The sequence below is a fragment of the Streptomyces capitiformicae genome, from assembly GCF_002214185.1.
Taxonomy (GTDB): Bacteria; Actinomycetota; Actinomycetes; order Streptomycetales; family Streptomycetaceae; genus Streptomyces; species Streptomyces capitiformicae.
Window position 1 is genome coordinate 5,185,014 of record NZ_CP022161.1, and the last position, 25,310, is coordinate 5,210,323.

Here is a 25,310-nt window from a genome sequence, read left to right on the forward strand (position 1 = left end):
GAAGTGCCGTGGAAGTCTCTTGGTTCCGCCGGGTTTCAGACGCGCTCGACGATCGTCGCGATGCCCATGCCGCCCCCCACGCAGAGCGTGGCGAGGCCGTACCGCTTGTGCCGGCGCTCCAGTTCGTCGATGAGCGTGCCCAGGATCATCGCGCCGGTGGCGCCGAGCGGGTGGCCGAGGGCGATGGCGCCGCCGTTGACGTTGACCTTGTCGAGCGAGAGTCCCATGTCCTTCACGAAGCGCAGGACGACGGCCGCGAACGCCTCGTTGATCTCGACGAGGTCGATGTCGTCGATGGTCAGGCCGGCCTTGGCGAGGGCCTTGCGGGTCGCGGGGGCGGGGCCGGTGAGCATGATGGTGGGCTCGGAGCCGGAGACGGCGGCGGAGACGATCCGGGCGCGGGGGCGCAGACCGTAGCGCTCGCCGATCTCCTTGGAGCCGATGGCGACCAGGGCCGCGCCGTCCACGATGCCGGAGGAGTTGCCCGCGTGGTGGACGTGGTCGATCTCCTCGACCCAGTGGTACTTCTGCAGCGCCACCGCGTCGAAGCCGCCGAGTTCGCCGATGTCCGCGAAGGACGGCTTGAGCCCCGCGAGCGAGTCGGCCGTCGTGCCGGGCCGCATGTGCTCGTCGTGGTCGAGGACGACGAGGCCCGCGCGGTCCTTGACGGGGACGACGGACTTCTCGAAGCGGCCGTCCTTCCACGCGGTGGCGGCCCGCTCCTGGGAGAGCGCCGCGTACTCGTCGACGTCCCGGCGTGAGAATCCCTCGATCGTGGCGATGAGGTCGGCGCCGATGCCCTGCGGCACGAAGTTGACGGCCAGGTTGGTCATCGGGTCGTTGAACCAGGCGCCCCCGTCCGAGGCCATCGGCACCCGGGACATCGACTCGACGCCGCCCGCGAGCACCAGGTCCTCCCAACCCGAGCGGACCTTCGCGGCGGCCAGGTTGACGGCTTCGAGACCCGAGGCACAGAAGCGGTTCTCCTGGACGCCGGCCACCGTGTCCGGCAGTCCGGCGGCGACCGCGGCGATCCGGGCGATGTCGGAGCCCTGGTCGCCGACCGGACCCACGACACCGAGCACGATGTCGTCGACGGCGGCCGGGTCGAGGCCGGGGAAGCGGCGCCGGATCTCGTGGATCAGTCCGACGACCAGGTCGATGGGCTTGGTGCCGTGCAGGGCGCCGTTCGCCTTGCCGCGGCCGCGCGGGGTGCGGATCGCGTCGTACACATACGCTTCGGTGCTCACGAGGGTGGCCTTTCACATGGCGGGAGGGGGCCCGGGGGGTTGTTGTCGGTCGGTGTCCTGCGCGGAGGCCTCCGTCAGGAGGCCGGGTATGCCCCAGTCGTGGGCCACGTCCGCGGTGTCGGCGCCCGGCATGGCGGGGCCGCTGCGGACCGAGGTATGGGTGGCGGAGAAGCGGGGTGCGGGGGCGGGCTGGGTGATGCCGCCGAAGTCGGTGAAGGTGCCCCGGGCCGCGAGGTGCGGGTGGTGCGGGGCCTCACGCAGCGACAGCACGGGCGCCACACAGGCGTCGGAGCCCTCGAAGACCGCTGTCCACTCGTCCCTCGTACGGGTCTTGAAGCGGGCCGCGACCGTCTCGCGCAGCTCGCCCCAGGCGGCCGTGTCCTTGCGGGCCGGCGCCCGGTCCTTGATGCCGAGGAGGTCCACGAACTCGTCGTAGAACTGCTGCTCGAGAGCGCCCACGGCGACGTACTGGCCGTCGGCGGTCTCGTACGCGCCGTAGAACGGGCAGCCGCCGTCGAGCAGGTTGGCGGCGCGGCGGTCCTGCCAGCCGCCGGCGGCGAGCATGCCGTGGATCATCGCGGAGAGGTGCGAGGTGCCGTCGACGATGGCCGCGTCCACGACCTGTCCGGTGCCGGTGGCGCGGGCGTGGTGGAGGGCGGCGAGGACGCCGACGACAAGGTAGAGCGAGCCGCCCGCGTAGTCGCCGAGGAGGTTGGCGGGGACGGCGGGCGGGGCGTCCGGGCTGCCGATCATGCCGAGGGTGCCGGTCAGGGCGATGTACGCGATGTCGTGGCCGGCGCGCTGGGCGAGCGGGCCCTGCTGGCCCCAGCCGGTCATCCGCCCGTAGACCAGCTCGGGGTTGCGGGCGTGGCAGGTCTCCGGACCGACGCCGAGGCGCTCGGCGACGCCCGGTCGGTAGCCCTCGATGAGGACGTCCGCGCGTTCGGCCATGGCAAGGACGGTCTCCGGGCCCGCCGGGGACTTCAGGTCGACGATCACCGACCTCTTGTTGCGGTTGGTGACGTCGTAGACGGGGTTCACCGCGAGGCCCGCGCCGTTCGGCCGGTCGACGCGGACGACATCGGCGCCGAGGTCACCGAGGAGCATGGCGGCGAACGGTCCCGGGCCGATGCCCGCGAGTTCGACCACGCGCACACCGGCGAGCGGACCGTGCCCGGGCGTCTTCGCCACTGCCATCGAGCCCCCAGCTCTGTGACACAAATGATGTAACACCAGTGATGTTAGGAACGCGTTCCACCACGCACAAGCCCTGAATGAGCAAACGCTTAGCCATCCTGGCCACTGTCGATTGTGCCCAATGCCGCGGCACACGTCAGCCCTGCCTCACCGGGCCTCCCACTCCGCGCACCGGCTATCCCGAGGGCGAACTCTCGCGCCTTCTCCCACTTTTTCGGGGCGTTCTTGGGTACGGTCACGGCCACCTCCGGATCCCGCGCGTTCGGCTGCTCGTTCCTCACGCTAGCCTCAGCCACCGACAACGGCGCGTGGACGGCTGTGGGCGAGTGCTGAGGGGTGCCATGAGCAGGCAGGACAAGGCGGATCGGGCGTACGACATCGTGCTCTTCGGAGCCACGGGGTTCGTCGGGGAGCTCACCGCGGAGTATCTCGCCGCGCACGCACCCGAGGGGCTGCGTTGGGCGATCGCCGGGCGCAGCGAGAAGAAGCTGGCGGCGCTGCGCGAGCGGCTGCCCGGTGGCGCGGAGATCGGTGTCCTGCGGGCGGACGTGTCCGACCCGGAGTCCCTGCGTGAACTCGCCCTGCACGCGCGCGTGGTGGCCACGACGGTCGGCCCGTACGTCCTCCACGGCGAGGAGTTGGTGGCCGCCTGCGCCGACGCGGGCACCGACTACCTGGACCTCACCGGCGAGCCCGAGTTCGTGGACCTCACCTACGTGCGGCATGACACACGCGCGCGTGAGACCGGGGCGCGGATCGTGCACGCGGCGGGCTTCGACTCGATACCGCACGACCTGGGGGCGTACTTCACCGTGCGGCAGCTCCCGGAGGGCGTGCCGCTCACCGTGGACGGGTTCGTGCGGGCGGAGGGCATGTTCTCGGGCGGGACATTCAACTCCGCACTGACGGGTTTCTCGCGCACCCGGCAGACCAAGGCCGCCGCGCAGGACCGCAAGCGGCACGAGCCGCGCATGGTGGGCCGACGGGCGTACGCGCCGGTGAGCGCGCCCCGGTTCGCCAAGGAGGTCGGGGCGTGGGCGCTGCCACTGCCGACCATCGACGCGCAGGTGGTGCAGCGCTCGGCGCGCGCCCTGGAGCGGTACGGGCCGGACTTCCGCTACCGCCACTACGCGGCCGTCAAGACGCTGCCGTTCGCGGTGGGCGGTGTCGCGTTCGTCGGCGCGGTCTTCGCGGCCGCCCAGGTGCCGCCCGCCCGGCGCTGGTTGGGCGATCGGCTCAAGCCGGGTGAGGGGCCGAGCGCGGAGAAGCGGGCGAAGAGCTGGTTCTCGGTGCGGTTCGTGGGCGAGGGCGGCGGGCGTCGCGTCCTCACGGAGGTCGCGGGCGGTGACCCCGGCTACGGCGAGACGGCGAAGATGTTCGCCGAGTCCGCGCTGTGCCTGGCCTTCGACGACCTGCCCGCCACGGCGGGGCAGGTCACGACGGCGGTCGCGATGGGTGACGCGCTGATCGAGCGACTGCGCGCGGCGGGGATCACTTTCCGGGTCGCGGCGTCGCGGTAGCGGTCGCGGTCGCGGCCCTTCGGTCCCGTTACTGGGCCCACCCCGTCAGCGTGTAGACCATGCCGGCGATCCAGGCCACTCCGGCGATCACGGCGAGCAGCAGCCCGGCCGTCACCGCACGCTCGACGGTCTGGGTGGGGCCGGCGGTGGGCTTCGGGGCTCGGTGTGTCGTCATGCGGCAAGCCTGCCGATCATGACGACGCACCGGTATCCGTACACATACTCAGTCCGTACTCATGTGCGAGCTTCGGACATACTCATGGACGTACTCATGGGCGTACTCATGGGCGTGCTCATGACTCGGTCGTGTCCCGCAACGCGCGTCGGCACAGCGAGTCGGCGCGGCGGGTCGACTCCGGGAGGCGGTAGTCGGGGGTGAGGGCGAGGGTGTGCGCGCAGGCGTTGTCGAGAGTCACCCGGTGGCCGACGGAGACGAAGACGGGCTTGACGGCGTCGCGGGTGCGCAGGGCGCGGCCCACCTCCTCGGTGCCGGCGAGGAGGGGGGAGGTGCTGCCGCGCGGGGTGGCGGGGTCGTCGTACGTGAAGGCGAAGGGGTTCTTGGCGACACCGATCGTGGGGAGCCCGGTGAGGACGCCGAGGTGGGCGGCGAGGCCGAAGCGGCGCGGGTGGGCGAGGCCGTAGCCGTCGCAGACGACGAGACCGGGGTCGCAGGGCAGCGCGTCGAGGGCGGCCAGCACGGTCGGGATCTCCCGGAAGGCGAGCAGTCCGGGGACGTACGGGAAGGAGATCTGCCCGATCGCCGTGGCCTCGGCGACCACGTCGAGCGTCGCCGCGTCCAGCACCACGGCCGCCGCCGCGACCACGTCCCGCTCGTCGTCGTACGCCACGTCGACTCCGGTGACATGTCCGGTCCCGGGCGGCGGTCCGGTCTCGTCGAGGACCACCTTCCCGCGCAACTCGTCCTGCACGACGAGGGCTTGTTCTTCGGTGGCGGGCCAGCCCGCCGGGATGCGTACGGTCGTCATGGTGCCGACGAGCGTACGCATCCCCGCCACGACGTCGCTCTTCAGGGCTACTTGCCGAGGGCGCGCTTCAGCTGGCTCTTGTTCATGTCCGAGCGGCCGTGGATGTTGCGCCGCTTGGCCTCCTCGTAGAGCTGGTCGTACGTGGGCCCCTGGGATCCCTTGCCGGAGCGCTGGCCACCGCGCTTGCCGGACGACATGTCCTGGGTGGAGGTACGGCTCGCGGTCTTGGACTCGCCGGAGCGGGCACGTTCCTTGTTGACGGTCCGGGCGGCGATCTCCTTGGCACGTGACTCGCCCTCGCCGCGGTCCTGGGCGCTCTCCTTGATGTGCTCGTACTGGCGTTCCCGCTTGGGGCTCGAACCGCGTGGCATGATCGATCACTCCTTCTGTGATACGAACACGGCACAAGTATCCCATTTCAACCTGAACAATGCGCTCCCCCTCCGGGGGTCGAATGGGCGGAACGACCGCCCGGCGTGCCTCGAATGCCTCGATGTCCTGGAACTGCGGATCCTGTGCGCCGGGTGCTGACACGTTCCGCCAGTTCGTGCCCCCGTCGGTGGTGCGCGGCACGAGCAGCGTTCCGGGTGACCGCGGCGAGGCCCGCGAAAGCGCACGTCAGTGCCCGTCTCCTCGAGTTCCCAGTGCGGAGGCCGTCTGGCCCGGTGCGCCTGCGCGAGCGCCGCCCGGTGCCGTCCAGGTGCCCTCGGTGGGGAACCGCCGGGCCGTGATCCGGTGTCCTCTCCGGTATCCCGGGACCGCGGGACGAGAAATGGATCACCTCGGTGATTGGGCTCGGTGACAGAGGTCACTCGAAGCCCATGTGCACGGAACGGCCCGATCCGTCGTCTCTCCAATTGCCCGGCCTCAAGTCATCCGGAGTCCGTCCACCTGTCACAAGGGAGCAAGGCGTTGTCCACCGTCATCGAGCAGCCCGTAGAGGCCCGTCTCGTCGCCGCCGCGCCGCGGATGCCGAGCATTCCCGCAACGCTCCACTACGACCGAAGCGACCCCTTCGCCGTCCGTATGACCTTCCCCGCCCCGGCCACGCTCGAGGGTGTCGAGGTCTGCTGGACCTTCGCCCGTGAACTCTTCGTGACCGGCATGGACGAGGCCGTCGGCCACGGGGACGTGCGCGTGCGCCCGTACGGCTACGACCGACTGGTCCTGGAGTTCCACGCCCCGGAGGGCACCGCCGTGGTGCACGTCCGGACCGGCGAGGTGCGGCGCTTCCTGGACCGTACGACCGACCTGGTGCCCCTCGGTCTCGAACACCACCAGGTCGACCTGGACCACGATCTCGCGGAGCTGATGCGGGACGCCTGCTGAGGCCGTTCCCACCGCCGCCCCGCTCCGCCCGGGGGCGGCCGGTCCGGGCGTCGATTTAATCCGTTGACAGCCCTGACGGCCCCTCCTACGTTGTACAGCGGTCCTGTTGCCGTCGATTGGAGAAGGACGTTGCTCGTCTGAGGTCCTGAGACACCGCGTCACACACTTGTGCTGCATCTCAGCCCGCTGTGTGCGTTGCGTGCGACCTCGGCGTACGAGCCGTCCCCCGGCAGCGGGCTTTTCTTTTGCCCCGTATCCCGCCCTCGTCGTGTCGCCCCTCGCGGTGTCTCGAACGCGTTGCCCCTGGCCGCTTCCAGCAACCGCGAGGTCCTTATGTCTACTCCCCTGTCTCTCACCTGCACGTCCCTGTCCTTCGCCTGGCCCGACGGCACCCCCGTCTTCGACGACCTGCAGATCGCGTTCGGCCCGGGCCGGACCGGGCTCGTGGGCGTCAACGGGTCAGGTAAATCAACCTTGTTGAAGCTGATCGCCGGTGAACTCACCCCGAGTGACGGCACCGTCCGAGTGGCGGGCGAGGTCGGCTACCTCCCGCAGAACGTCACGCTCGACACCGGTCTGAGGGTCGACGAGGCGCTCGGCATCGCCGCGACCCGCGCCGCACTGCACGCCATCGAGGCGGGCGACGTCGCCGAGGAGCACTTCGCGACAGTCGGCGACGACTGGGACGTGGAGGAACGCGCCCTCGCCACCCTCGGTCAACTCGGGCTCGGCCACGTCGACTTGGACCGTACGATCGGTGAGGTCTCGGGCGGCGAGTCGGTGCTGCTGCGGCTGGCCGCGCTGCTGCTGCGCCGCCCGGACGTCCTGCTCCTCGACGAGCCCACCAACAACCTCGACCTGTACGCGCGGCGTCGCCTTTACGACGCCGTCTCGTCCTGGTCCGGGGTCATGGTCGTGGTCAGCCACGACCGTGAACTCCTCGAACTGGTCGACCAGATCGCCGACATGCGCTCCGGAGAGGTCACCTGGTACGGCGGCAACTACTCCGTGTACGAGGAGTCGTTGACCACCGAACAGGACGCGGCCGAGCGGATGGTGCGGGTCGCCGAGGCCGATCTGAAGAGGCAGAAACGTGAACTGGTGGACGCCCAGGTCAAGTTGGCCCGCCGCAAGCGGTACGGCCAGAAGATGTGGGACAGCAAGCGCGAGCCGAAGATCGTCATGGGCGCCCGCAAGCGCGCGGCACAGGAGTCCGCGGGCAAGCACCGCATCATGCACGAGGAGAAGCTCACCGAGGCCAAGGAACGGCTCGACGAGGCGGTGGAGGCGGTACGGGACGACGACGAGATCCGCGTCGACCTGCCGTACACGGCCGTGCCCCCGGGCCGTACCGTCCTCACGCTCCTGGACCTGGAGCTCCGGTACGGGTCCCGGGTGCGCGGCGGCCTCGATCTGCGCGGTCCCGAGCGGATCGCGCTGATCGGACGCAACGGAGCGGGCAAGACCACGCTGTTGCGTACGATCGCGGGCGAGTTGGAGCCGGTGAGCGGCGAGTCGAAGGCCCATGTGCCGCTGCGTTTCCTGCCGCAGCGGCTCGACGTCCTCGACGACGAGCTGACGGTCGCCGAGAACGTGGCCCGGTTCGCGCCGGACGCCACCAACAACCGGGTCCGGGCCCGCCTCGCCCGCTTCCTGTTCCGGGGCGCCCGAGCCGACCAGCCGGCGGCGACGCTCTCCGGCGGGGAACGCTTCCGGGCGGCGCTGGCGGCCCTGATGCTCGCCGAGCCCGCCCCACAGCTGCTGATGCTGGACGAACCGACGAACAACCTCGACATGGCGAGCGTGCGGCAGCTCACCACGGCTCTGGAGTCGTACGAGGGTGCGCTCATCGTGGCCAGCCACGACCTGCCGTTCCTGGAGTCGATCGGGATCACACGGTGGCTGCTGATGGAGGAGGGAGAGCTGAAGGGGACCACGCCGGAGGAGATCGGATCGATGGACTGACCCCGCCGCCCGCACCGGACTTCGTTACCGTCGAGTATTCCAGGAGGGCCACAGCTTGGCGGCGAGGGTTTTGTCCTCGTGGACGGGCCCTGCATGATGGCGGACCGGCGTCGCTTCACGGGCGCCGGAAAACCCTCGCTCGATTCGGAGTCCCACACGTGCCCAGCAAGAAGGCCCTCGTCCGCCGCCCCAGCCCCCGCCTGGCCGAAGGCCTCGTCACGCACATCGAACGCGCGGAGGTGGACGTCGACCTCGCGGTCGAGCAGTGGGAGGCGTACGGGGAGGCCCTGCGCGCCCACGGTTGGGAGACCATCGAGGTGGACCCCGCCGACGACTGCCCGGACTCGGTGTTCGTCGAGGACACCGTGGTCATGTACAAGAACGTGGCGCTGATCGCGCGCCCCGGCGCCGCGTCCCGGCGGGACGAGACCGCCGGGATCGAGGAGGCCGTGGCCGCGCTCGGCTGCTCGGTGAACTGGGTCTGGGAGCCGGGCACGTTGGAGGGCGGCGACGTCCTCAAGGTCGGTGACACCGTGTTCGTCGGCCGGGGCGGGCGCACCAACGCGGCCGGGGTGCAGCAGCTGCGGGCCGCGTTCGAGCCGCTCGGGGCGCGGGTCGTCTCCGTACCCGTGAGCAAGGTGCTGCATCTGAAGTCGGCGGTCACGGCGCTGCCCGACGGCACGGTCGTCGGGCACATCCCGAAGATGGACGCGCCGTCGCTGTTCGGGCGCTTCCTGCCGGTGCCGGAGGAGTCCGGGGCGCATGTGGTGCTGCTCGGCGGCGACAAGCTGCTGATGGCGGCGAGCGCGCCGAAGACCGCGGAGCTGTACGCGGACCTCGGGTACGAGCCGGTCGTGGTCGACATCAGCGAGTTCGAGAAGCTCGAAGGCTGTGTGACATGCCTCTCGGTACGACTGCGGGAGTTGTACGCCTGACCTGGTGCTCCCCTCGCCCTGTCAGCCCCCGGACCTGCGTATCCAAGGGCTGTTCGGCGTATCCTCGGCGCCCTTGCGGGACATCGCTGATCAGCGGTCTTTACGGCGCACTTAACCTACGGCTTCGTAACCTACGGATTCGTAGCCTACGATGCCGTAGGTTCCGGCCACCTGCCCGTGGCCGCGTACATGTTCCGTCCCCTGATCGTCCCCCTGGAGCCTCCGTGTCGATCACTTCTCCCCTTCTCGGCAGCCCGTCCTCCGACTGGACCGACGCCCGCCTGCTGTACGCGCTGGAGGAAGTCGTCGAGAAGGAGCTCAACCGGCATCTGAAGGTCACCAAGGACTGGATGCCGCACGAGTACGTGCCGTGGAGCGACGGCCGCAACTTCCCCGGCTTCTTCGAGGACGGCGAGGCCTGGGAGAAGGGGCAGTCGAAGGTCAGCGAGGTCGGCCGGATCGCCCTGGTGGTGAACCTGCTGACCGAGGACAACCTGCCCAGCTACCACCACGAGATCGCCACGCTCTTCGGCCGTGACGGCGCCTGGGGCACCTGGGTGCACCGCTGGACCGCCGAGGAGGGTCGGCACGGCATCGTGATGCGCGACTACCTGCTCGCCTCGCGCGCGGTCGACCCGGACAAGCTCGAACAGTTCCGTATGGCCCACATGAGCGAGGGCTTCGAGTCGGACAACCGGCACTCGATGCTCCACACGGTCGCGTATGTCGCCTTCCAGGAGCTCGCCACCCGCGTCTCGCACCGCAACACGGGCCACCACTCCGGTGATCCCGTGTGCGACCGCATGCTGGCGCGCATCGCGACCGACGAGAATCTCCACATGATCTTCTACCGGAACCTGCTGAAGGCCGCGTTCGAGTTCGCGCCCGACCTCACCATGCAGGCCGTCCGCGACGTCGTCGTCAACTTCCGCATGCCCGGCCACGGCATGCCCGGCTTCGAGCGTGCCGCCGCGCAGATGGCCATCGGCGAGGTCTACAACCTCCGCATCCACCACGACGACGTTCTTGCGCCCGTCCTCCGCTTCCTCAAGATCATGGAGATCGACGGCCTCGGGCCCGACGGTATGAAGGCCCAGGAGGAACTCGGCCTCTACATGGGCGGCCTCGACGCGGAGGCCCGCAAGTTCGACGAGAAGCTCGCGGCACGCAAGGCGCGGATGGCGGCGCGGGCCGGGGCGTAACGGGCCTTCGCCGTGGTGCGGGGGGCGGGGCGGCTGGATTCGAACCGGCGTTTCCGCCCTGAGAAGGCGGCGCGCCACCTGCCTCTGCGCCACATCCGGACCGCGTGTCGAAAGCCTATGCGTCGAGTGGCGACACGGCATCCGAGTTACGGCCGGGGCGGGTGCGGGGTCAGCCTCCGTCGGTGCGTCGGAGTCTGAGCCGTTCCTTCTCGGACAGGCCGCCCCAGACGCCGAAGCGCTCGTCGTTGGTCAGGGCGTAGTCGAGGCAGGCGGAGCGCATCTCGCACATGCCGCAGATGCGCTTCGCCTCACGGACCGAGCTACCGGGCTCGGGAAAGAAGAAGTCGGCCCCCGTCTGCGCACACAGCGCCCGCTCCTGCCAGGCGGTGTCGATCGGGGTGATCGTGTCGTTGTGCATGGCCAGGATCGTGCCGGTCAGCGAAAAACGTTCGATCAACGCCGCATCAACGCGCTCCACCAGGCCCTCCATGGTCCCGTGGTACGGAGCGGTGGAGGAAGGCGGCGCGCAGGGCGGACGCACACCCGCGGCACCCCGGCGGCGATGCCAGACTCGGCAGTGCGGGCAACCGAACCCTCAAGACCGAACCCCTCGGTACCGAACCCCGCAGGACTGCCCAGGACTCCCCGGAGGAGGGCGAGGTGCTCACCACCCGCTACGTCACCGGCGCACCGAACTGGATCGACCTCGGCACCCCCGACATCGAAGGCGCCGGCGCCTTCTACCACCATCTCTTCGGCTGGCGGTTCCAGGCCGGACCCGAGTCGGGCGGCTACGGCTTCTTCCAGCTGGACGGCAGGACCGTCGCGGCCGGTATGCAGAACCCGCCAGAGCAGGGCCCGCCGTCGTGGAACGTCTACTTCCAGACGTCGGACGCCGACGCCACGGCCAAAGCGGTGGAACAGGCACACGGCTCGGTGCTCATACGGCCCATGGACGTGATGGACCAGGGCCGCATGGCCGTCCTCGGCGACCGGGCGGGCGTGCCGTTCAGTATCTGGCAACCCCAGCGCAACAGGGGCCTCGACGTCATCACGGTCCCCGGTTCGCTGTGCTGGCTGGAGCTGTACACGCCGGACCTGCCCGCGGCCGCCGGGTTCTACAACGCCGTGTTCGGCTGGGAGACCTCCGCGATCACCTTCGACGGGGGCAGCTACACGTGCGTGAACCCGGCGCGGACCGAGCAGAAGGACATGTTCGCCGGCATCGTCCCGCTTGACGAGGACCCCGTCGAGGCGGAGTCGGGGCCGTACTGGCTGCCGTACTTCGAGGTCACGGACACGGACGAGGTGGTCAACCGGGCGCGGGAGCACGGCGGGAGTGTTCGCGTGCCCGCGACGGACATGGCGGGGGTGGGCCGTTTCGCCAAGCTCGCCGATCCGTACGGGGCACGGTTCGCGGTGATCAGGAGCGAGTCGCCCCAGGGGTGACGGAGGCCCTGCTTTCTTGAGAGCGCTCTCAGTCATAAGTCTTGACTCGTCAACTCCCCCTGGGAACAGTGGGTGCACCACAGCAGGGGCCCCACCCCCTGTGCCTCCACTCCCCCACACCCCAGGAGGCTCACCATGCTTTCGCGTCGCCTGTTCCTCGCCGGGACCGCCACCGTCGTCGGCACCCCCATCGCCGGGAGCGCTCTCGGCTCCCCCGCCCAGGCCGCACCCGCCACCTGTGAACTCGCCCTGCGGAACCTCTCGTTGCCGGGCACGGTCCGGGCCTACGTCACCGGGCATGAGCAGTCGACCGGCGCCTGGGTGCTGTTGCGGGCCGACGGCACTGTCTACCGGCCGACCTCGCCCTCGGCACCGCAGACACCGCTGCCGGTGGACTGCGCCATCCCGCTCGGCGCGGCCGGCTCGACACCAACGGTTCTGACGCTGCCTCAGATGTACGGCGCCCGCGTCTACTTCGTGCGCGACGACACCCTCGACTTCTTCCTCAACCCGGGCCCCGCGCTGGTGGAGCCCGCGTTCGGCACGCCCGCCGACCCCAACTACGGCAGGACCTGGTCGTTCTGCGAGTTCACCTTCAACCCGACCCAGTTGTTCGCCAACATCAGTTACGTCGACCTGGTGACGGCCCTCCCGATCGGCCTGACCCTGGAGGGCGACGGCACGCACACCGTCGCCCCGCTGCCCGACGGGGCGGTCGACCGGATCGCCGCGGATCTGGTGGCGCAGGCGGCGCGGGACGGACAGCCGTGGGACCGGCTCGTCATCCGGGGCGGCGACGGCAAGGTGCTGCGAGTGATCTCGCCGCAGAACCTGATGGCGCCCTACTTCGACCAGCCCGACCGGATGCCGTTCCGCACGTACTGGGACGCGTACATCGACCAGGTGTGGGAGAGGTACCGCGGGACGGACCTGACGATCGACCTCCAGGGCGGCCGAGGTGCGCTCACCGGCCGGGTCGGCGGCGACACCCTCACCTTCACCGGCGGGCACTCCTTCACCAAACCGACCTCGAAGGACATCTTCACCTGCAACCACGGCCCGTTCGCCAACAACCCGGGCGACCCCGACGACAAGAAGGGTCTCCTCGCCCGTCTCGCCGCCGGTTTCAACCGCTCGATCATGCTCACCCACCCCGCACAACCGAACGGGGCGACGGCGGCCGACTACTACCAGGGGACCGTGACCAACCACTGGGCGCGCGTGGTGCACGCCAACTCGCCCATCGGCTACGCGTTCCCGTACGACGACGTACGCCCCGACGGGCAGCCGGACGTGTCGGGCGCGGCGCACGACGGCAACCCACGGCGCTTCACGGTGACGGTGGGCGCGTAGGGACTTCTGATGGAACGGGCCCGGGTCACGCGCCCGGCACAGGCCCGGGTCACGCGCCCGGCACAGGCCCCGGATCACGCGCCCGGCACAGGCCCCGGATCACGTGCCCGAAGCGCCCGGTTACGCGGAGGCGCGCCTGACCAACGTGGTCGGCAGGACCACGCTGGACGGGGCGCCGCCCACGCTCCCCTGCTCGTCCCGTCCTCGCTGTTCGAGGCCCCGCAGCAGGAGCCGGGCCATCAACCTGCCCATTTCCTCTATGTCCTGACGGACCGTCGTGAGCGGCGGATCGGTCTGCTCGGCCACCGGCAGCATGTCGTCGAAGCCGACCACGGCGACGTCCTCGGGCACCCGCCGCCCCCGCTCGCGCAGTACCCGCAGGGCGCCGGACGCGGAGAGGTCGTTGGCGGCGAACACTGCGTCCAACTCCGGGCAGCGTTCGAGGAGTTCACGCATCGCCCGCTCCCCGCCGACCGGGGTGAAGTCGCTCCCCACGATCAGCCGGGGGTCCGCGTCCACCATGACGTCCCGGAACCCGTCGAGCCGGTCCACCGCGCAGGTCTGGTCGAGGGGGCCGGTGATGTGGGCGATACGGGTGTGGCCGAGGCCGACGAGATGGCGTACGGCCTCCCGGGCGCCACCCCGGTTGTCGCTGTCGACGTACACGGTCGGGCCATTGACGCGCATGCCGTCGCTCCAGCCGGGACGTCCGCCGAAGACGGTCGGCACGCCGGCGCCGTGGATCAGTCCCGGCAGCGGATCGTCCAGGTGCAGGGAGAAGACGAGAGCCCCGTCGACATGACCGCCGGCGAGATACCGCCCGACTCGCGCGTAGTCCTCGCGCCCCTCCGTGAGCAGCAGCACCAACTGGGAATCGTGTACGGTCAACTCCTTGCTGATGCCCCGGAGTTGAAGGGCGAAAAAGGGGTCCGCGAAGACCCTGGTCTCCGGCTCGGCGATCACCACGGCCACCGCGTCGTGCCGTCGGGTGACCAGGCTCCGGGCGGCCTGGTTCGGCACGTACCCGAGCTCCTCGACGGCCCGCCGCACCCGCTCCACCAACGTCTCCCGCACGCCCTCGCCCCCGTTGACGACCCGCGACACGGTCGCCCGCGACACCCCGGCCCGCGCGGCCACGGCCTCCAACGTGGGACGCGACGCTGTCTCGGTCACTTCGGACTCCTCAAGAGCGGTTGCCGATCAGGATAGCCCTGCGGAACGACACCTTGAGAGCGCTCCCCACACCCGGAAACGGCTTGCGCCGCGGGCGGAGTCCGGGTGAGGATCACCGCATGACGACGAGAAAGGCCCATGCGGGCTGAGCGCCTCACGCCGTACGCCCGCCTGCCGCGCGCGTACCGCGATCTGACCCTCCTCCACAGCACGGTCGACGCCTTCGGCCGCGCCCATTGGCTCCTGCGCGAGCGCGAGTCGGCTGAGCAGGCATCGGGGCCGTACGACGCCATGGTCGTCACGGTCGCCGACGACGGCTTCCACGAGACACGGCTCAGCTCGGTGCTGCCCCGCTTCCCCAGGATCGACTCACTACCGGACGGCGGCTTCGTTCTCGCCGACGGCCGCTGCCGCGAGGGCGACGACCAGGTCCAGGTGTTCGACGCGCTCGGGCGCCCCACCTGGACGTTCCAAGTCGGTGACGCCATCGAGCACCTGTTGACCGACGAGTCCGGCGACCTGTGGGTCGGCTACTTCGACGAGGGCATCTTCGGCGACGACCCCCTCAGCGCGGCGGGCGTACGCCGCTGGAGCAGTACGGGCGAACCCCTGTGGACGTACAGCCCGCCACCCGGCGCCGACTGGATCTCGGACTGCTACGCGCTCAACGTGGACGGTCGCACGGCCTGGGTGTACCCGTACACGCAGTTCGCCCTGCTCGAGGTATGCGGCGACGACCCACCTCGCGTGCGTACGACCTCGGTCCAGGGTGCGCGCGGAGTGGCGGTGCACGGGGAGCGGGGCGCGTTCCTCGGCGGTTACCGGAAGGACGGCGACAGGCTGGTCATGGCCTCGCTCACCGACACGTCGGTCGAGACCGTGTCCACGACCCGTCTGGCCCGCCCGGATGGCTCCCCGCTCGATGACCGGCGCCATGTCGTGTCACGCGGTCCCCGCCTCTACGTCCGGGAGCAGCGCAGGACCGACTGGGCGGTGTGGGACATCAGCGAGCACGACGGATGGACGTGAGTGGGCTCAGGCACCGGCGCCGGCCGCCTCGTCCTGGGCCATGCCGAGGAAGCGCCGGATCGCTTCGACCGGCATGTCGAGCCCCTCGGAGGCGGACTGTTCGCCACCGAAGACCTGCACCGCCTCGTTGACGGCCAGGGCCAGCTCGACTTCCGCCTTGCGGACCTTGGCCTCGGCCTTGTCCACGGTGTCGACCACCGCCAACTGGCGGCGCTGCTTCTCCTGAAGTCTCTGCTTACGGGAAAGTGCTTTGTCGAGGTTCTGCACGGTCATGACCAAGATCATAATCCGTGTTCGTGCGGCTCGTACCCCGGGATCGTTCCGTCCGGCTTGCGGACCAGGAACAGGCCGACCATGCCCATGTCGGAGTGGCTCTGGACGTGGCAGTGGTACATCCAGGCGCCCGCGCCGACGCCCTCGCCGGCGATGATCTGGAAGCCGAAGGAGTCGGCGGGGCCGCAGATCTTGTTGTCGATGACCTGGCTGGGGTCGTCGGGACCGGTGAGCTGGCCGGTGCGGTTGTCGGCCCAGCGGTGACCGTGCAGATGGAAGGTGTGGTAGTACTCGCCGTGGGTGATGACGACGAACTCGACGCGATCGCCCACCACGGCGTCGAAGTTGGGGCCGGAGTGGGCCGGTTTGTTGTTGATGAGCATGTCGTTGAAGACGACGGTGACGGTCTTGTCGGGGAGGACGTCGCCCTTGCGGCGGACGATCACCGGGCCGTAGAGGCCCTTGCGGATACCGCCCGTGCCGTGTTCCGTGCCGACGACATGGTCGTGGTAGTGCCAGTAACCGGCGCTGCCCGCACGCCAGGTGCCGTCCTTGCGGGTGCCGGGGGCGTGGGTGCGCCAGGTGTAGGTGCGGGTGCCGCCGGGCTCGACGTCGCTCTTGTTCAACTTCGTGCCGTCGCTGGAGGTTTCGTAGTCGAGGCCGTGGACGTGCAGGCTCGCCGCCACGTCCATGGTGTTCTCGAACTCGATGTGCAGCGTGTCGCCCTCGTCGAGTTCGATCAGCGGGCCGGGGATGGATGCCTTGCCCTTCTCGAAGCCGTAGCCCATCTGCCCGTCGGGCAACTTCTCGGCGTACAGCTTGATGTGCTTCACCGCGCCGCCGGCCGGGGCCGTCCTCGCCGGGATGGCGCCGGCCGCCTCGGGGGCGCTCACGGCCTCGATGGCGACGGACAACGATGTCGCGGCGGCCGCGCCACCGAGCAGCACCCGTCGGTTGAACCCTCGTCTGTCCATTCCGTTGCCCATTCCGTCCACGCGGAACTCCCCACCCCTGATACGGAATTCACGGAGGCGCTCTGTGATGAACCTGAGAGACGGTAGCGACAACGGGCCCGTTTATCCACACTCAGGACAAAGTTCATGTCATTGAGGTCATAGGTATTGGCGAACCGGGCAAAGGGGTCTAGCTTCCTTGGCGCTGTTGCTGTGACCGAGGAGGTGCCCATGTACTTACGAGGGTTGAGCGACGCGAGAAGACGGGCCTGGGCAGCCGCTCTGACCGCCTCGGCCGTCGCCACCGGACTGCTGTCGGGCCCAGCCGCCCACGCGGGCCCGGCCCCCGACCCCACGCTGACAACGATGTCGATCACGTCACCGCCGGGCGGCACCGGCCCTCAGGTGCTGATCTTCCACGGTTCCGCGGCCGCCGGGGAGGAGTCCCCGGTGGTGAACGCCGGTATCGAGGCGATCGAGAAGATCGGCCTCTCGGGGCCGGCCGCCGAGCGGTTCGAGGTCGTCGCCACCGACGACGCCTCCGTCTTCACCGATGACACCCGGCTGAGCGGCTTCAACGCCGTGGTCTTCCTCACCGGTGGCGGCGATGTCCTCGACCCGGAGCAGGAGGCGGGTCTCGAGGCCTACATGGAGGCGGGCGGCGGCTTCGTCGGCATCCATGACTCGGCCCGCGCCGAGCCGTACTCGGACTGGTTCACGGGCCTGATCGGCGCCCGTCCGGCCACGTCGAGCCCGACCGCCGTGCAACGTGCGACGGTTGAGGTGGGCGACCGGCGGCATCCGGCCACCAAGGACCTGCCCGTGCAGTGGAAGCGGCCCGACAAGTGGTTCAACTGGGTGAAGAACCCGTCCGGCACCGTGCACACCGTGGCACGGGTGCGCGAGTCGACGTACCAGCCGGGCACGGGCGCGGGCGGCTGGGATCATCCGGTGAGTTGGTGCCGTGACTACGACGGCGGCCGTTCCTTCTACACGGGCATGGGCGGGACGGTGTCGGCGTACGACGAGACGGACTTCCGTACGCATCTGCGCGGGGCCCTGCTGTGGACGTCCCGGCTGGCGCAGGCGGACTGCAAGGCGACGATCGACGCCAACTACAAGGCGGAGCGGCTGACCCAGCCCAACCAGCCGGGGCAGAACGACCAGATCGGCGAACCGCACGGCCTGGTCACCGCGCCGGACGGGCGTGTCCTGTACATCGGCCGGGGCGGCGCGGACTCCTCGCAGCCCGTGGTCACCGACTGGAACAACCCGGACATCGGCAAGGGCAAGGGCGAGATCCACGTCTACGACCCGAAGACCAAGAAGGTCACCTTGGCGGGCGCGCTCACCGTCTTCGGCAACAAGGGCGGCGGGGACGAGCTGACCAAGGTCGAAGAGGGCCTGCTGGGCATCGAGTTGGACCCCGCATTCCAGCAGAACGGCTGGGTGTACCTGCACTACACGCCTCACTCGCAGATCAACCGCGACACCCGGATGGCAGAGCGTCGCGTCTCCCGCTTCACGCTCGACCTCGCCACGAACAAGCTGGACCTGAGCAGCGAGAAGGTACTGCTCAAGTGGCCGGTGCAGATCCACAGCTGCTGTCACGCGGGCGGCGGGATGACCTGGGACTCCAAGGGCAACCTGTACATCGCGACGGGCGACAACAACTCCAGCGGCTTCAGCAGCGGTTACTCCGGCAACAACCCCGAGCCCGACTACAAGGGCGTCTCCTTCGCGGACGCGCGCCGCACCGCCGGCAACACCAACAACCTCAACGGCAAGATCCTGCGCATCCACCCGGAACCCGACGGCACGTACACGCTTCCCGTGGGCAACCTCTTCACCGGCAGGGAGACCGACGAGGGCGGCGGCAAGACGCGGGGCGAGATCTATGTGATGGGCGTCAGGAACCCCGCACGCATCTTCGTCGACGAGAAGACGGACGTCCTCTACGCCGGCTGGGTCGGCCCGGACGCGAGCGCCCCGTCGACGACCTGGGGCCCGGCGAAGTACGACACGTTCGCCGCCATCACCGAGGCGGGCAACCGGGGTTGGCCGTACTGCATGGGCAACAAGCAGCCCTACCGGGACCGCAATCTGCCGGACCCGTCGAAGCCGCTGGGCTGGTACGACTGCGCCCACCCGAAGAACGAGTCCCCGAACAACGACGGCCTCGTCAACCTGCCCCCCGTGACCGGCAACAACATCTGGTACTCACCGCAAGGAGGCGCCCCCGACTTCCCGCGTGACGCGAGCGGCATCCCCTCGTACAAGAACGAGGAGGCCACGTACCTGCTGCCCTGGCTGAAGGGCGGCGGGCAGGCCACGATGAACGGGCCGGTCTACCGGTACGACGCCTCCGTCACCAACTCCGGTCAGTGGCCCGCGTATTGGGACGGCAAGTGGTTCGTGGGCGACTTCTACGACGCCGACCAGCCGCGCCACGCGGTGCTCATGGACCCGAAGAACCAGGGCAGCGGCGGGCTCCCGACCCACGCGGAAACGCTGAAGAGGATCGTGCCGGTCGGCAACAACGGCATCAGGAACCTCATGGACTGGAAGTTCGGGCCGGACGGCACGCTGTACGTCCTCGACTACGGGCGCGGCTTCTTCACCTCGGACTCCAAGTCGGCCCTGTGGCGGGTCACTTACACAGGCGGGGGTCCCACTCCGGCTGCCGGTCAGCTCGTACGGAAGGCGGAGTGATGCGCGAAAGACGCTTGTGGGCAGCCCTGCTGGCGGCCCTGCTGGTGATCGTCGGGCTCACCTCGACGCCGGCGTCGGGCCGTGCGGAACCAGCGGAGACGGCCGCGGCCCAGGTCCTCACCTGGACCGCCGGTGACGACATCACCAAGTACACGACCGCCCCGCAGACGGCGGTGGCGGGCCCGACCACCATCGTCTTCGAGAACAGCGCGGCGACCGGCAACACCATGGGAATGCCGCACACCCTGACGTTCGACGTCTCCGATCCGGAGTACAACAACGACGTCCCACTGAACATCCTGGCCAATCCGAACGACGACCAGGGCGGCCGGTACACCACCGAGGTCACGCTCTCCCCCGGCCGTTACCGCTACTACTGCACGATCCCCGGCCACGGTCAGATGCAGGGCATCCTCGTCGTGACCGAGGGCACCGGCGAGGACACCACCGCGCCCGAGACGTCCGCCTCTGTGGCCGGGACGCAGAACTCCCAGGGCGCGTACGTAGGTTCGGCGACCGTGACGGTGAGCGCGTCCGACGCGGGCGGCTCCGGAGTCGAGCGGATCGAGTACGCGCTCGGCGACACGGGCGCCTGGGCGCCGTACACCACACCCGTCGTGATCAACCAGGTCGGCGCGCACAAGGTCCGCTATCGCGCGGTCGACAAGGCGGGCAACACGGCCGCCGAGAGGAGCGTCGGGTTCTCCGTGGTCGCGCCGCCGACGGATGACACGACGGCGCCGGAGACGTCGGCGACCGTCGCCGGTGAGCAGAACCCGCAAGGGCAGTACATCTCCATGGCGACGGTCACCGTCTCCGCGTCGGACACCGGCTCCGGGGTCAACACCATCGAGTACGCGCTCGGCGATGCGGGTGCCTGGCAGCCGTACACCGGGCCCGTGATGGTGCACGAGGTCGGTACGCACAAGGTGCGGTACCGGGCGACGGACAAGGCGGGGAACGTCTCGGCCGGGAAGAGCGTCGGCTTCACCGTCGTCGCCCCGCCCGCCGACGACACGACACCGCCGGTCACCGGTGTGACGGTCGAGGGCGACCGGAACTCCTCCGGCGCGTACCTCAAGAGCGCGAAGGTCACCGTCACCGCGACGGACCACAGCGGCTCGGGTGTCGCCGCGATCGAGTACTCGTTGGACGGCGGACCCTATCTCGCCTACACCGAACCGGTGTCGGTCGACCGCGCGGGCACACACACGGTGACGTACCGGGCGAGCGACAAGGCCGGCAACACCGCCGCGGCCCGCTCGGTGAGCTTCACGGTCGTCGCGGGCGGCGGAGTCCCCGCGCCCAACTGCGCCGAGTACGACGAGCGGTTGACGGTCATCGTCGGCACGGTCGACACGGGTGTGCCGAACCGGGTCACCAACAACCGTTGTCGTATCAACGAGTTGCTCGAGGACGAGAAGGAGTGGACGTCCCACGCCCTGTTCCTGAAGCACGTGGACACCGTCCTGGACGACCTGCTGAAGGAGGGCGTCGTCGATCAGCGCGAGTACGACGCCGTCGCGGAGGCGGCGCGGAAGTCCGGCATCGGCAAGCCCGGGCAGACCGAGGGCTACCGCACGATCATGGACGGTACGCAGGACTCGTTCGCCAAGTGGCAGCACGTGGGTGGCGGTTCGTTCGCCCTCAACTCCGACGGTTCGATCACCTCCGGTACGACGAGGGCCGGGCTCGGCATGCTGTGGTTCCCCGAGCGGAAGTACGGCGACTTCTCGCTGCGCCTCCAGTGGCGTGACGACGCGCCCGGCACGTCCAACGCGAACTCCGGTCTGTTCGTGCGGTTCCCCTGGGTCCACGAACACCCCGAGGAGTCGCGGCCGGAGTGGGTCGCCATCAAGTACGGCCATGAGGTGCAGGTCCTCGACCGGCCCGACGGCGACATGTACAAGACGGGCTCGGTCTACGGCTTCGACCGCGTCGGACTCGCCGGTGCGGGCGTCACCCAGAAGGGCACCTGGAACGACTACGAGATCCGCGTGGTCGACCAGCACTACTCGGTCTACCGCAACGGCGTGCTGATCAACGAGTTCGACAACATCGGCGGCCAGGACTTCACCCCGCCGCGCTCGGACGACCCGGGCACGGACGGACGACGGTTCGCCTCCGGTTACCTCGGACTCCAGGTGCACGGCACGACGGATGTGGTCTCCTACCGGGACATCCGGATCAAGGAGCTGTAGGGCTCGCTTCGGCACGGCCCGTTGTCAGTGGCGTACGGCATGCTGTGATCAGTGGCTGCCGTACGCCACTGTGCAACGGGGAGGCACTTGTGCTCGCGGGGATCGACGACGTCGACTGGCAGTCGCTGGGGCATGCGTACACCGGGTCGGCGACCGATGTGCCGGCCAAGGCGGACCTGGGGAAGGCCGGGCGCCCCCGGACGGACACGATGGTGTCGTATCTGCGCGAGCTGGAGGCCACGCACTACACGAACGCGGACACCGACGAGACCCCGGGCATCCTGCGGAGACTGCATCGGAGGCTGGGCGACCGGACCGACATACGGTTCCCGCTGCTCATGGACCAGCTCGGCAGCCCCGACTGGGGGCAGCGCATGGCCGCGATCAACATGTGCGGGGAGGTGCTGACGGGGTTGCGGTCCCCGGACGACGAACCGGTGGTCGCGCTCGCCCGGCAACTGCGGGAGCCCGAACTGCGGCTCAACAAGGCCGCGTTGGACGAGCTGCGCCATCTGGCGCCGATCGCCCATGTCGTGGCCGATGACGTGGTGACCTTCGTCGAGGAGTTCTCGGCGGGCACCAGAAGCCACGAGACCGGTCCGGGCTGGGACGACACAGCGGTCGGCAAGGTGATCGACGTGCTCGCGCTCCAGGGCGACGAGCGGATCGTGAACACGCTGGCATCCGTGGTGGGTCGCCTCCCGGATCCACCGCGGAATCTCGAACGGTGGCTCACGGCCCTCGGGCGCTACACAGCGGCCGAGCTGGGCCCTGTGTTGCACGAGCGGCTCGTCGCGCTCGGGCCGGACGACCGAAGCACCGCCGGGGACCGGCTGGTCGGCGGGCTGGGCGTACTAGTAGTGCTTCGTTACGTTGAGTGATCTCGGCTGATTGTGGGCAGCTTCCCGGGGTGAGGTTGGGGGAAGTGGACCGGCTCTCGATGGTGGTGAGTTCGCGGATCCCGGAGACGACCGACGCGGTCAAGGACGCATTCTGCTCAGCCACCCCGAACCCCCACGCGGGCATCCGCAGCGCTTACCACCTCGCCGACGCGGGATTCACCGGCATCGAGGTCGTTCCCATCATGGCGGCCCTGCACGACCACGCGTCCGCGTTCGACGTGGTACTGGACCCGGCCCTGGCAGCGGCTCTCGCCCAAGGCGCCGTCAGCGAGGAGGCGGCGGCGCAGTGGAAGGACGACCTGAGCGATCTCTCCCGCCGGAACGCCTTCACCGCGACGGCGACCTTCTTCGTCACCACGGCCCGCCTGGCGTCGTAGGGTTGGAGCTGTTCGGTCGGGAGTGCATGCGAGGCCGGTTCAGCTCGATCGTGTGATGGTCGGCTCCTGGGCTTGCGGTGGCATCGGCCGTTCGGGTTGGCGTGATCATGCGACCTGGGACACCGGGTATGGCGTCAGCGTGCGGGGCCCTGCTCCACCAGAGGATGGTTCAGGGCCTCCCCCGTCGCCCCTGGCCGTACCCAACCGGCCAGGTCGCACAGGACTGTGTCCATCAGCGGCCTCCGGCCGCGGGGGCCCTCCCGGACCCGGACCACGCACACGATGCGTGTCGCCGCCTCGGGGTCGAATACGCCTGGGACCAGCTCGCCCAAGACCGTTCGGGGCGCGCGGCTGAACGGACTCACCCCCGCTCAGCCCACAGGAACGGTCTGGTACACGCCGTGGACAGGGGGTATGCGCCGACCCCGCCTCGTCCCCCCGTTGGGAGACCGTCCGGGAGGTCTACGCGGAGCTGCGGATCCTCGCCCAGCAGGTCGCGGACTCCGACATCCGCGACCGGGTCAGCGCGGCCTGCGAGAAGCCGGCCGAGGCCGGGAACCACCCGGCACCGAATCGCCGGATGGCAGCCCACCTCGCATCCCTGCTGCCCGGCATACAGGTGAACTCCGATCCCGAGCCCGGCCCGGACCGCGGTGCCTTCCTGATCGGCAAGGAGCAGTACCGGCTGGAGCCGGGCAGCAGCGAGTACGTCTCCCCTCCTGCCTCACCGCGGACCAGGGCCAGGGCCACAGACCCGCCCCGTCTTCCTCTGACGGATACGGACCTACGTAGGGTCGGAACAGGGCCTGGTAGTCGGGTCGCCCGGGGATGATTCTCCCGGGCGACCCGAACCACTCAGTCGGCTGAGCGGGGCTCAAGCCGTTCCCGGAGCAGGTTCTTCTGCACCTTGCCGATCTCGTTGCGCGGCAGTTCGGGCAGGAGTTCCAGGCGGGATGGCAGGTACCACTCGGTCATGCCGAGCCCGCCGAGAAAGTCGCGCAGGCCCTCGAGGGTGGGCGTCCGCTCCCCCGGGACGACGACCGCGCAGGCGAGCTCGCCGCCATGGCCGTTCGGGTAGCCGACCAGGGCGACATCCCGTACGTCGGGGTGGTCCAGCAGTGCCGACTCGACGTCACTGACCGGGATCATGTCGACGCCGATCCGGTCTTCGGCACGGCCGTGCAGCCGGATGCCGCCGTGGCCGTCCGGTGCCGCGAGGTCACCGGTGTCGTACCAGCCGTCGCTGTGCTCGGCGAGCACGGTCAATCGACCGTCGTCCCGGCCCAAGGTGGCCAGGCACAGCGAAGGGCTGCGGACGAAGAGACGCCCGGGTCGGTCGTCGCTGATCGGGTGGTCGGCCCGCAGGTCGATCTCGTGGCCCGGGGCGGGGCGCCCGACGGTGCGTCCAGCCAGGTCCGGGTGTTCTCCGGAGCGGGTGAAGACATTGGCGCCCTCAGCCATGCCCCACCCCTCATCCAGCGGGATTCCGAAGGTCTCGGTCACCCGCCTGAACAGCGGCTGCGGGACCGTGGTGCCTCCTGCGCGGATGAGCCGCACGGTGGGCAGTTGCAGCGACGTGCGTTCCATCGCGTCGATCAGGGCGGAGAGGAAGAACGGAATGACTACTATCCAGCTGACCTGGGCCTCTGCCAGGAAGGGGATGAGGGCCTCCGGCTCCCAGAGGTCCGTCATGACCGCGCAGGCCCCGCGGTGCAGCGGCATGAAGAGCCCCATGTTGAGGCCGACGACGTGTACCGCCGCGTTCGGTGTGTAGACGCGGCTGTCGGGGCCGATGCCGTCGGCGTCTGCGACGGGGGCGTACCAGGCGTACGAGGTGTTGAGGGTGTGCAGCACAGCCTTCGGCTCGCCGGAGGTGCCGGAGGTGAACCGCGCCAAGGAGACCCGGTCCGGGTCCACGACGGACGGATCCGGCAGGGTGCCGTGCTCTGTGTGCTCGAAGTACTCGCGGAAGTCGACTTCCCCGTCCGCGGTCCGCTCGCCGATCACCACACGGTGGCGCAGTGCGGGCAGCCGGGGTGCCATCTCGGCCAGCGCCGCGGCGTGCTCGAAGTTGTCCCACCGATCGACGGTCACGCAGACGACGGCATCCAGTCGGCGGAGCCACCGCTCCAGCTCACGGGGGCGGATCGTGCACATGATCGGCGCGGCGACGGCCCCGAGCCGGGCGCAGGCCAGTACCAGCGGTCCGACCTGCCAGCGGTTCGGCAACTGAATCGCGACGACCTGACCGCTGCGCACCCCCAGCGCGTGCAACGCGCCGGCGAAGCGGTCCACATACTCGGCGTACTGCGCGTAGCTCAGCCGTACGATGCCCCGGCCGGCCTCCGACGCGAGAACAGCGGGGGCGTCAGGAGTCTCGGCACGCCACCGCGCCAGGTCGTCCAGGATGCTGTCGGCGCGCCAGAGGCCCTCCTTGCGGTACTGCTCCACGGTGGTGGCGGATGGGCGCAACGTGCTGATCGGGTTCACTTTCACTTCCAATA

Annotated in this window: 22 protein-coding genes; 12 read left to right on the forward strand and 10 right to left on the reverse strand. The window is 69.7% G+C overall.

Annotated elements, in window-relative coordinates; genetic code table 11:
• Window positions 1-35: 35 nt before the first annotated feature.
• Both CES90_RS23095 and CES90_RS23100 read right to left on the reverse strand, forming a co-directional pair.
• Complete coding sequence (locus tag CES90_RS23095) at window positions 36-1,250, reverse strand: acetyl-CoA C-acetyltransferase (RefSeq protein ID WP_189786458.1); 1,215 nt, start codon at window positions 1,248-1,250, stop codon at window positions 36-38.
• A 12-nt stretch (window positions 1,251-1,262) separates the two neighbouring features.
• Window positions 1,263-2,447: a CaiB/BaiF CoA transferase family protein gene (locus CES90_RS23100; protein ID WP_189786459.1), complete on the reverse strand. Its 1,185-nt coding sequence runs from the start codon at window positions 2,445-2,447 to the stop codon at window positions 1,263-1,265.
• 341 nt (window positions 2,448-2,788) lie between these two features.
• On the opposite strand from CES90_RS23100, the gene CES90_RS23105 reads away from it, so the two are divergent.
• Window positions 2,789-3,967 (forward strand): saccharopine dehydrogenase family protein, encoded by a 1,179-nt coding sequence (locus CES90_RS23105; protein WP_189786460.1) that lies wholly within the window; start codon window positions 2,789-2,791, stop codon window positions 3,965-3,967.
• 28 nt (window positions 3,968-3,995) lie between these two features.
• Here the strand turns inward: CES90_RS23105 and mmpA are convergent, their stop codons facing one another.
• From mmpA to CES90_RS23120, 3 genes are all read right to left on the reverse strand, one after another.
• Complete coding sequence (gene mmpA, locus CES90_RS23110) at window positions 3,996-4,142, reverse strand: morphogenic membrane protein MmpA (RefSeq protein WP_189786461.1); 147 nt, start codon at window positions 4,140-4,142, stop codon at window positions 3,996-3,998.
• A gap of 118 nt (window positions 4,143-4,260) precedes the next feature.
• Window positions 4,261-4,953 (reverse strand): endonuclease V, encoded by a 693-nt coding sequence (locus CES90_RS23115; protein WP_189786462.1) that lies wholly within the window; start codon window positions 4,951-4,953, stop codon window positions 4,261-4,263.
• Window positions 4,954-5,000: 47 nt separating this feature from the next.
• Window positions 5,001-5,324, reverse strand: a complete 324-nt coding sequence (locus CES90_RS23120) for a plasmid stabilization protein (RefSeq protein ID WP_189786463.1) — start codon at window positions 5,322-5,324, stop codon at window positions 5,001-5,003.
• A 541-nt stretch (window positions 5,325-5,865) separates the two neighbouring features.
• Here CES90_RS23120 and ssgD point away from each other — a divergent pair.
• The 4 genes from ssgD to CES90_RS23140 all read left to right on the forward strand — a co-directional run bounded on the left by ssgD (window position 5,866) and on the right by CES90_RS23140 (window position 10,384).
• Window positions 5,866-6,282: a spore wall synthesis regulator SsgD gene (gene ssgD, locus CES90_RS23125; RefSeq protein WP_149823648.1), complete on the forward strand. Its 417-nt coding sequence runs from the start codon at window positions 5,866-5,868 to the stop codon at window positions 6,280-6,282.
• Window positions 6,283-6,615: 333 nt separating this feature from the next.
• On the forward strand, window positions 6,616-8,247 hold the full coding sequence (locus tag CES90_RS23130) for an ABC-F family ATP-binding cassette domain-containing protein (protein WP_189786464.1): 1,632 nt from the start codon (window positions 6,616-6,618) through the stop codon (window positions 8,245-8,247).
• Window positions 8,248-8,405: 158 nt separating this feature from the next.
• On the forward strand, window positions 8,406-9,182 hold the full coding sequence (gene ddaH / locus CES90_RS23135; protein ID WP_189786465.1) for a dimethylargininase: 777 nt from the start codon (window positions 8,406-8,408) through the stop codon (window positions 9,180-9,182).
• Between the two features lie 224 nt (window positions 9,183-9,406).
• Complete coding sequence (locus tag CES90_RS23140; protein ID WP_189786466.1) at window positions 9,407-10,384, forward strand: acyl-ACP desaturase; 978 nt, start codon at window positions 9,407-9,409, stop codon at window positions 10,382-10,384.
• Window positions 10,385-10,553: 169 nt separating this feature from the next.
• Here the strand turns inward: CES90_RS23140 and CES90_RS23145 are convergent, their stop codons facing one another.
• On the reverse strand, window positions 10,554-10,802 hold the full coding sequence (locus tag CES90_RS23145; RefSeq protein ID WP_189786482.1) for a WhiB family transcriptional regulator: 249 nt from the start codon (window positions 10,800-10,802) through the stop codon (window positions 10,554-10,556).
• Between the two features lie 242 nt (window positions 10,803-11,044).
• Between CES90_RS23145 and CES90_RS23150 the strand changes: the two genes are divergently transcribed.
• Complete coding sequence (locus CES90_RS23150; RefSeq protein WP_189786467.1) at window positions 11,045-11,833, forward strand: VOC family protein; 789 nt, start codon at window positions 11,045-11,047, stop codon at window positions 11,831-11,833.
• 135 nt (window positions 11,834-11,968) lie between these two features.
• Window positions 11,969-13,186, forward strand: coding sequence for a glycoside hydrolase family 64 protein (locus tag CES90_RS23155; protein WP_189786468.1), 1,218 nt, complete (start codon window positions 11,969-11,971; stop codon window positions 13,184-13,186).
• Between the two features lie 120 nt (window positions 13,187-13,306).
• Here the strand turns inward: CES90_RS23155 and CES90_RS23160 are convergent, their stop codons facing one another.
• Entirely contained in the window at window positions 13,307-14,359 is a 1,053-nt protein-coding gene (locus tag CES90_RS23160) for a LacI family DNA-binding transcriptional regulator (RefSeq protein ID WP_189786469.1), read from the reverse strand.
• Between the two features lie 138 nt (window positions 14,360-14,497).
• Between CES90_RS23160 and CES90_RS23165 the strand changes: the two genes are divergently transcribed.
• Window positions 14,498-15,388: a hypothetical protein gene (locus CES90_RS23165; protein ID WP_189786470.1), complete on the forward strand. Its 891-nt coding sequence runs from the start codon at window positions 14,498-14,500 to the stop codon at window positions 15,386-15,388.
• A gap of 6 nt (window positions 15,389-15,394) precedes the next feature.
• On the opposite strand, the gene CES90_RS23170 is transcribed toward CES90_RS23165, so the two are convergent.
• Entirely contained in the window at window positions 15,395-15,661 is a 267-nt protein-coding gene (locus CES90_RS23170; RefSeq protein ID WP_229914233.1) for a hypothetical protein, read from the reverse strand.
• Between the two features lie 8 nt (window positions 15,662-15,669).
• Window positions 15,670-16,635 (reverse strand): multicopper oxidase domain-containing protein, encoded by a 966-nt coding sequence (locus CES90_RS23175; protein ID WP_189786472.1) that lies wholly within the window; start codon window positions 16,633-16,635, stop codon window positions 15,670-15,672.
• Between the two features lie 210 nt (window positions 16,636-16,845).
• Between CES90_RS23175 and CES90_RS23180 the strand changes: the two genes are divergently transcribed.
• From CES90_RS23180 to CES90_RS23195, 4 genes are all read left to right on the forward strand, one after another.
• Window positions 16,846-19,326: a ThuA domain-containing protein gene (locus CES90_RS23180; RefSeq protein ID WP_189786473.1), complete on the forward strand. Its 2,481-nt coding sequence runs from the start codon at window positions 16,846-16,848 to the stop codon at window positions 19,324-19,326.
• On the forward strand, window positions 19,326-21,527 hold the full coding sequence (locus CES90_RS23185) for an OmpL47-type beta-barrel domain-containing protein (protein WP_189786474.1): 2,202 nt from the start codon (window positions 19,326-19,328) through the stop codon (window positions 21,525-21,527). Before CES90_RS23180 ends, CES90_RS23185 begins: the two co-directional genes overlap by 1 nt.
• An 89-nt stretch (window positions 21,528-21,616) precedes the next feature.
• On the forward strand, window positions 21,617-22,408 hold the full coding sequence (locus tag CES90_RS23190; RefSeq protein ID WP_189786475.1) for a hypothetical protein: 792 nt from the start codon (window positions 21,617-21,619) through the stop codon (window positions 22,406-22,408).
• A gap of 44 nt (window positions 22,409-22,452) precedes the next feature.
• Complete coding sequence (locus tag CES90_RS23195; RefSeq protein WP_208921443.1) at window positions 22,453-22,806, forward strand: methyltransferase domain-containing protein; 354 nt, start codon at window positions 22,453-22,455, stop codon at window positions 22,804-22,806.
• An 855-nt stretch (window positions 22,807-23,661) separates the two neighbouring features.
• On the opposite strand, the gene CES90_RS23200 is transcribed toward CES90_RS23195, so the two are convergent.
• Window positions 23,662-25,302, reverse strand: coding sequence for an AMP-binding protein (locus CES90_RS23200; protein ID WP_189783635.1), 1,641 nt, complete (start codon window positions 25,300-25,302; stop codon window positions 23,662-23,664).
• Window positions 25,303-25,310 lie beyond the last annotated feature (8 nt).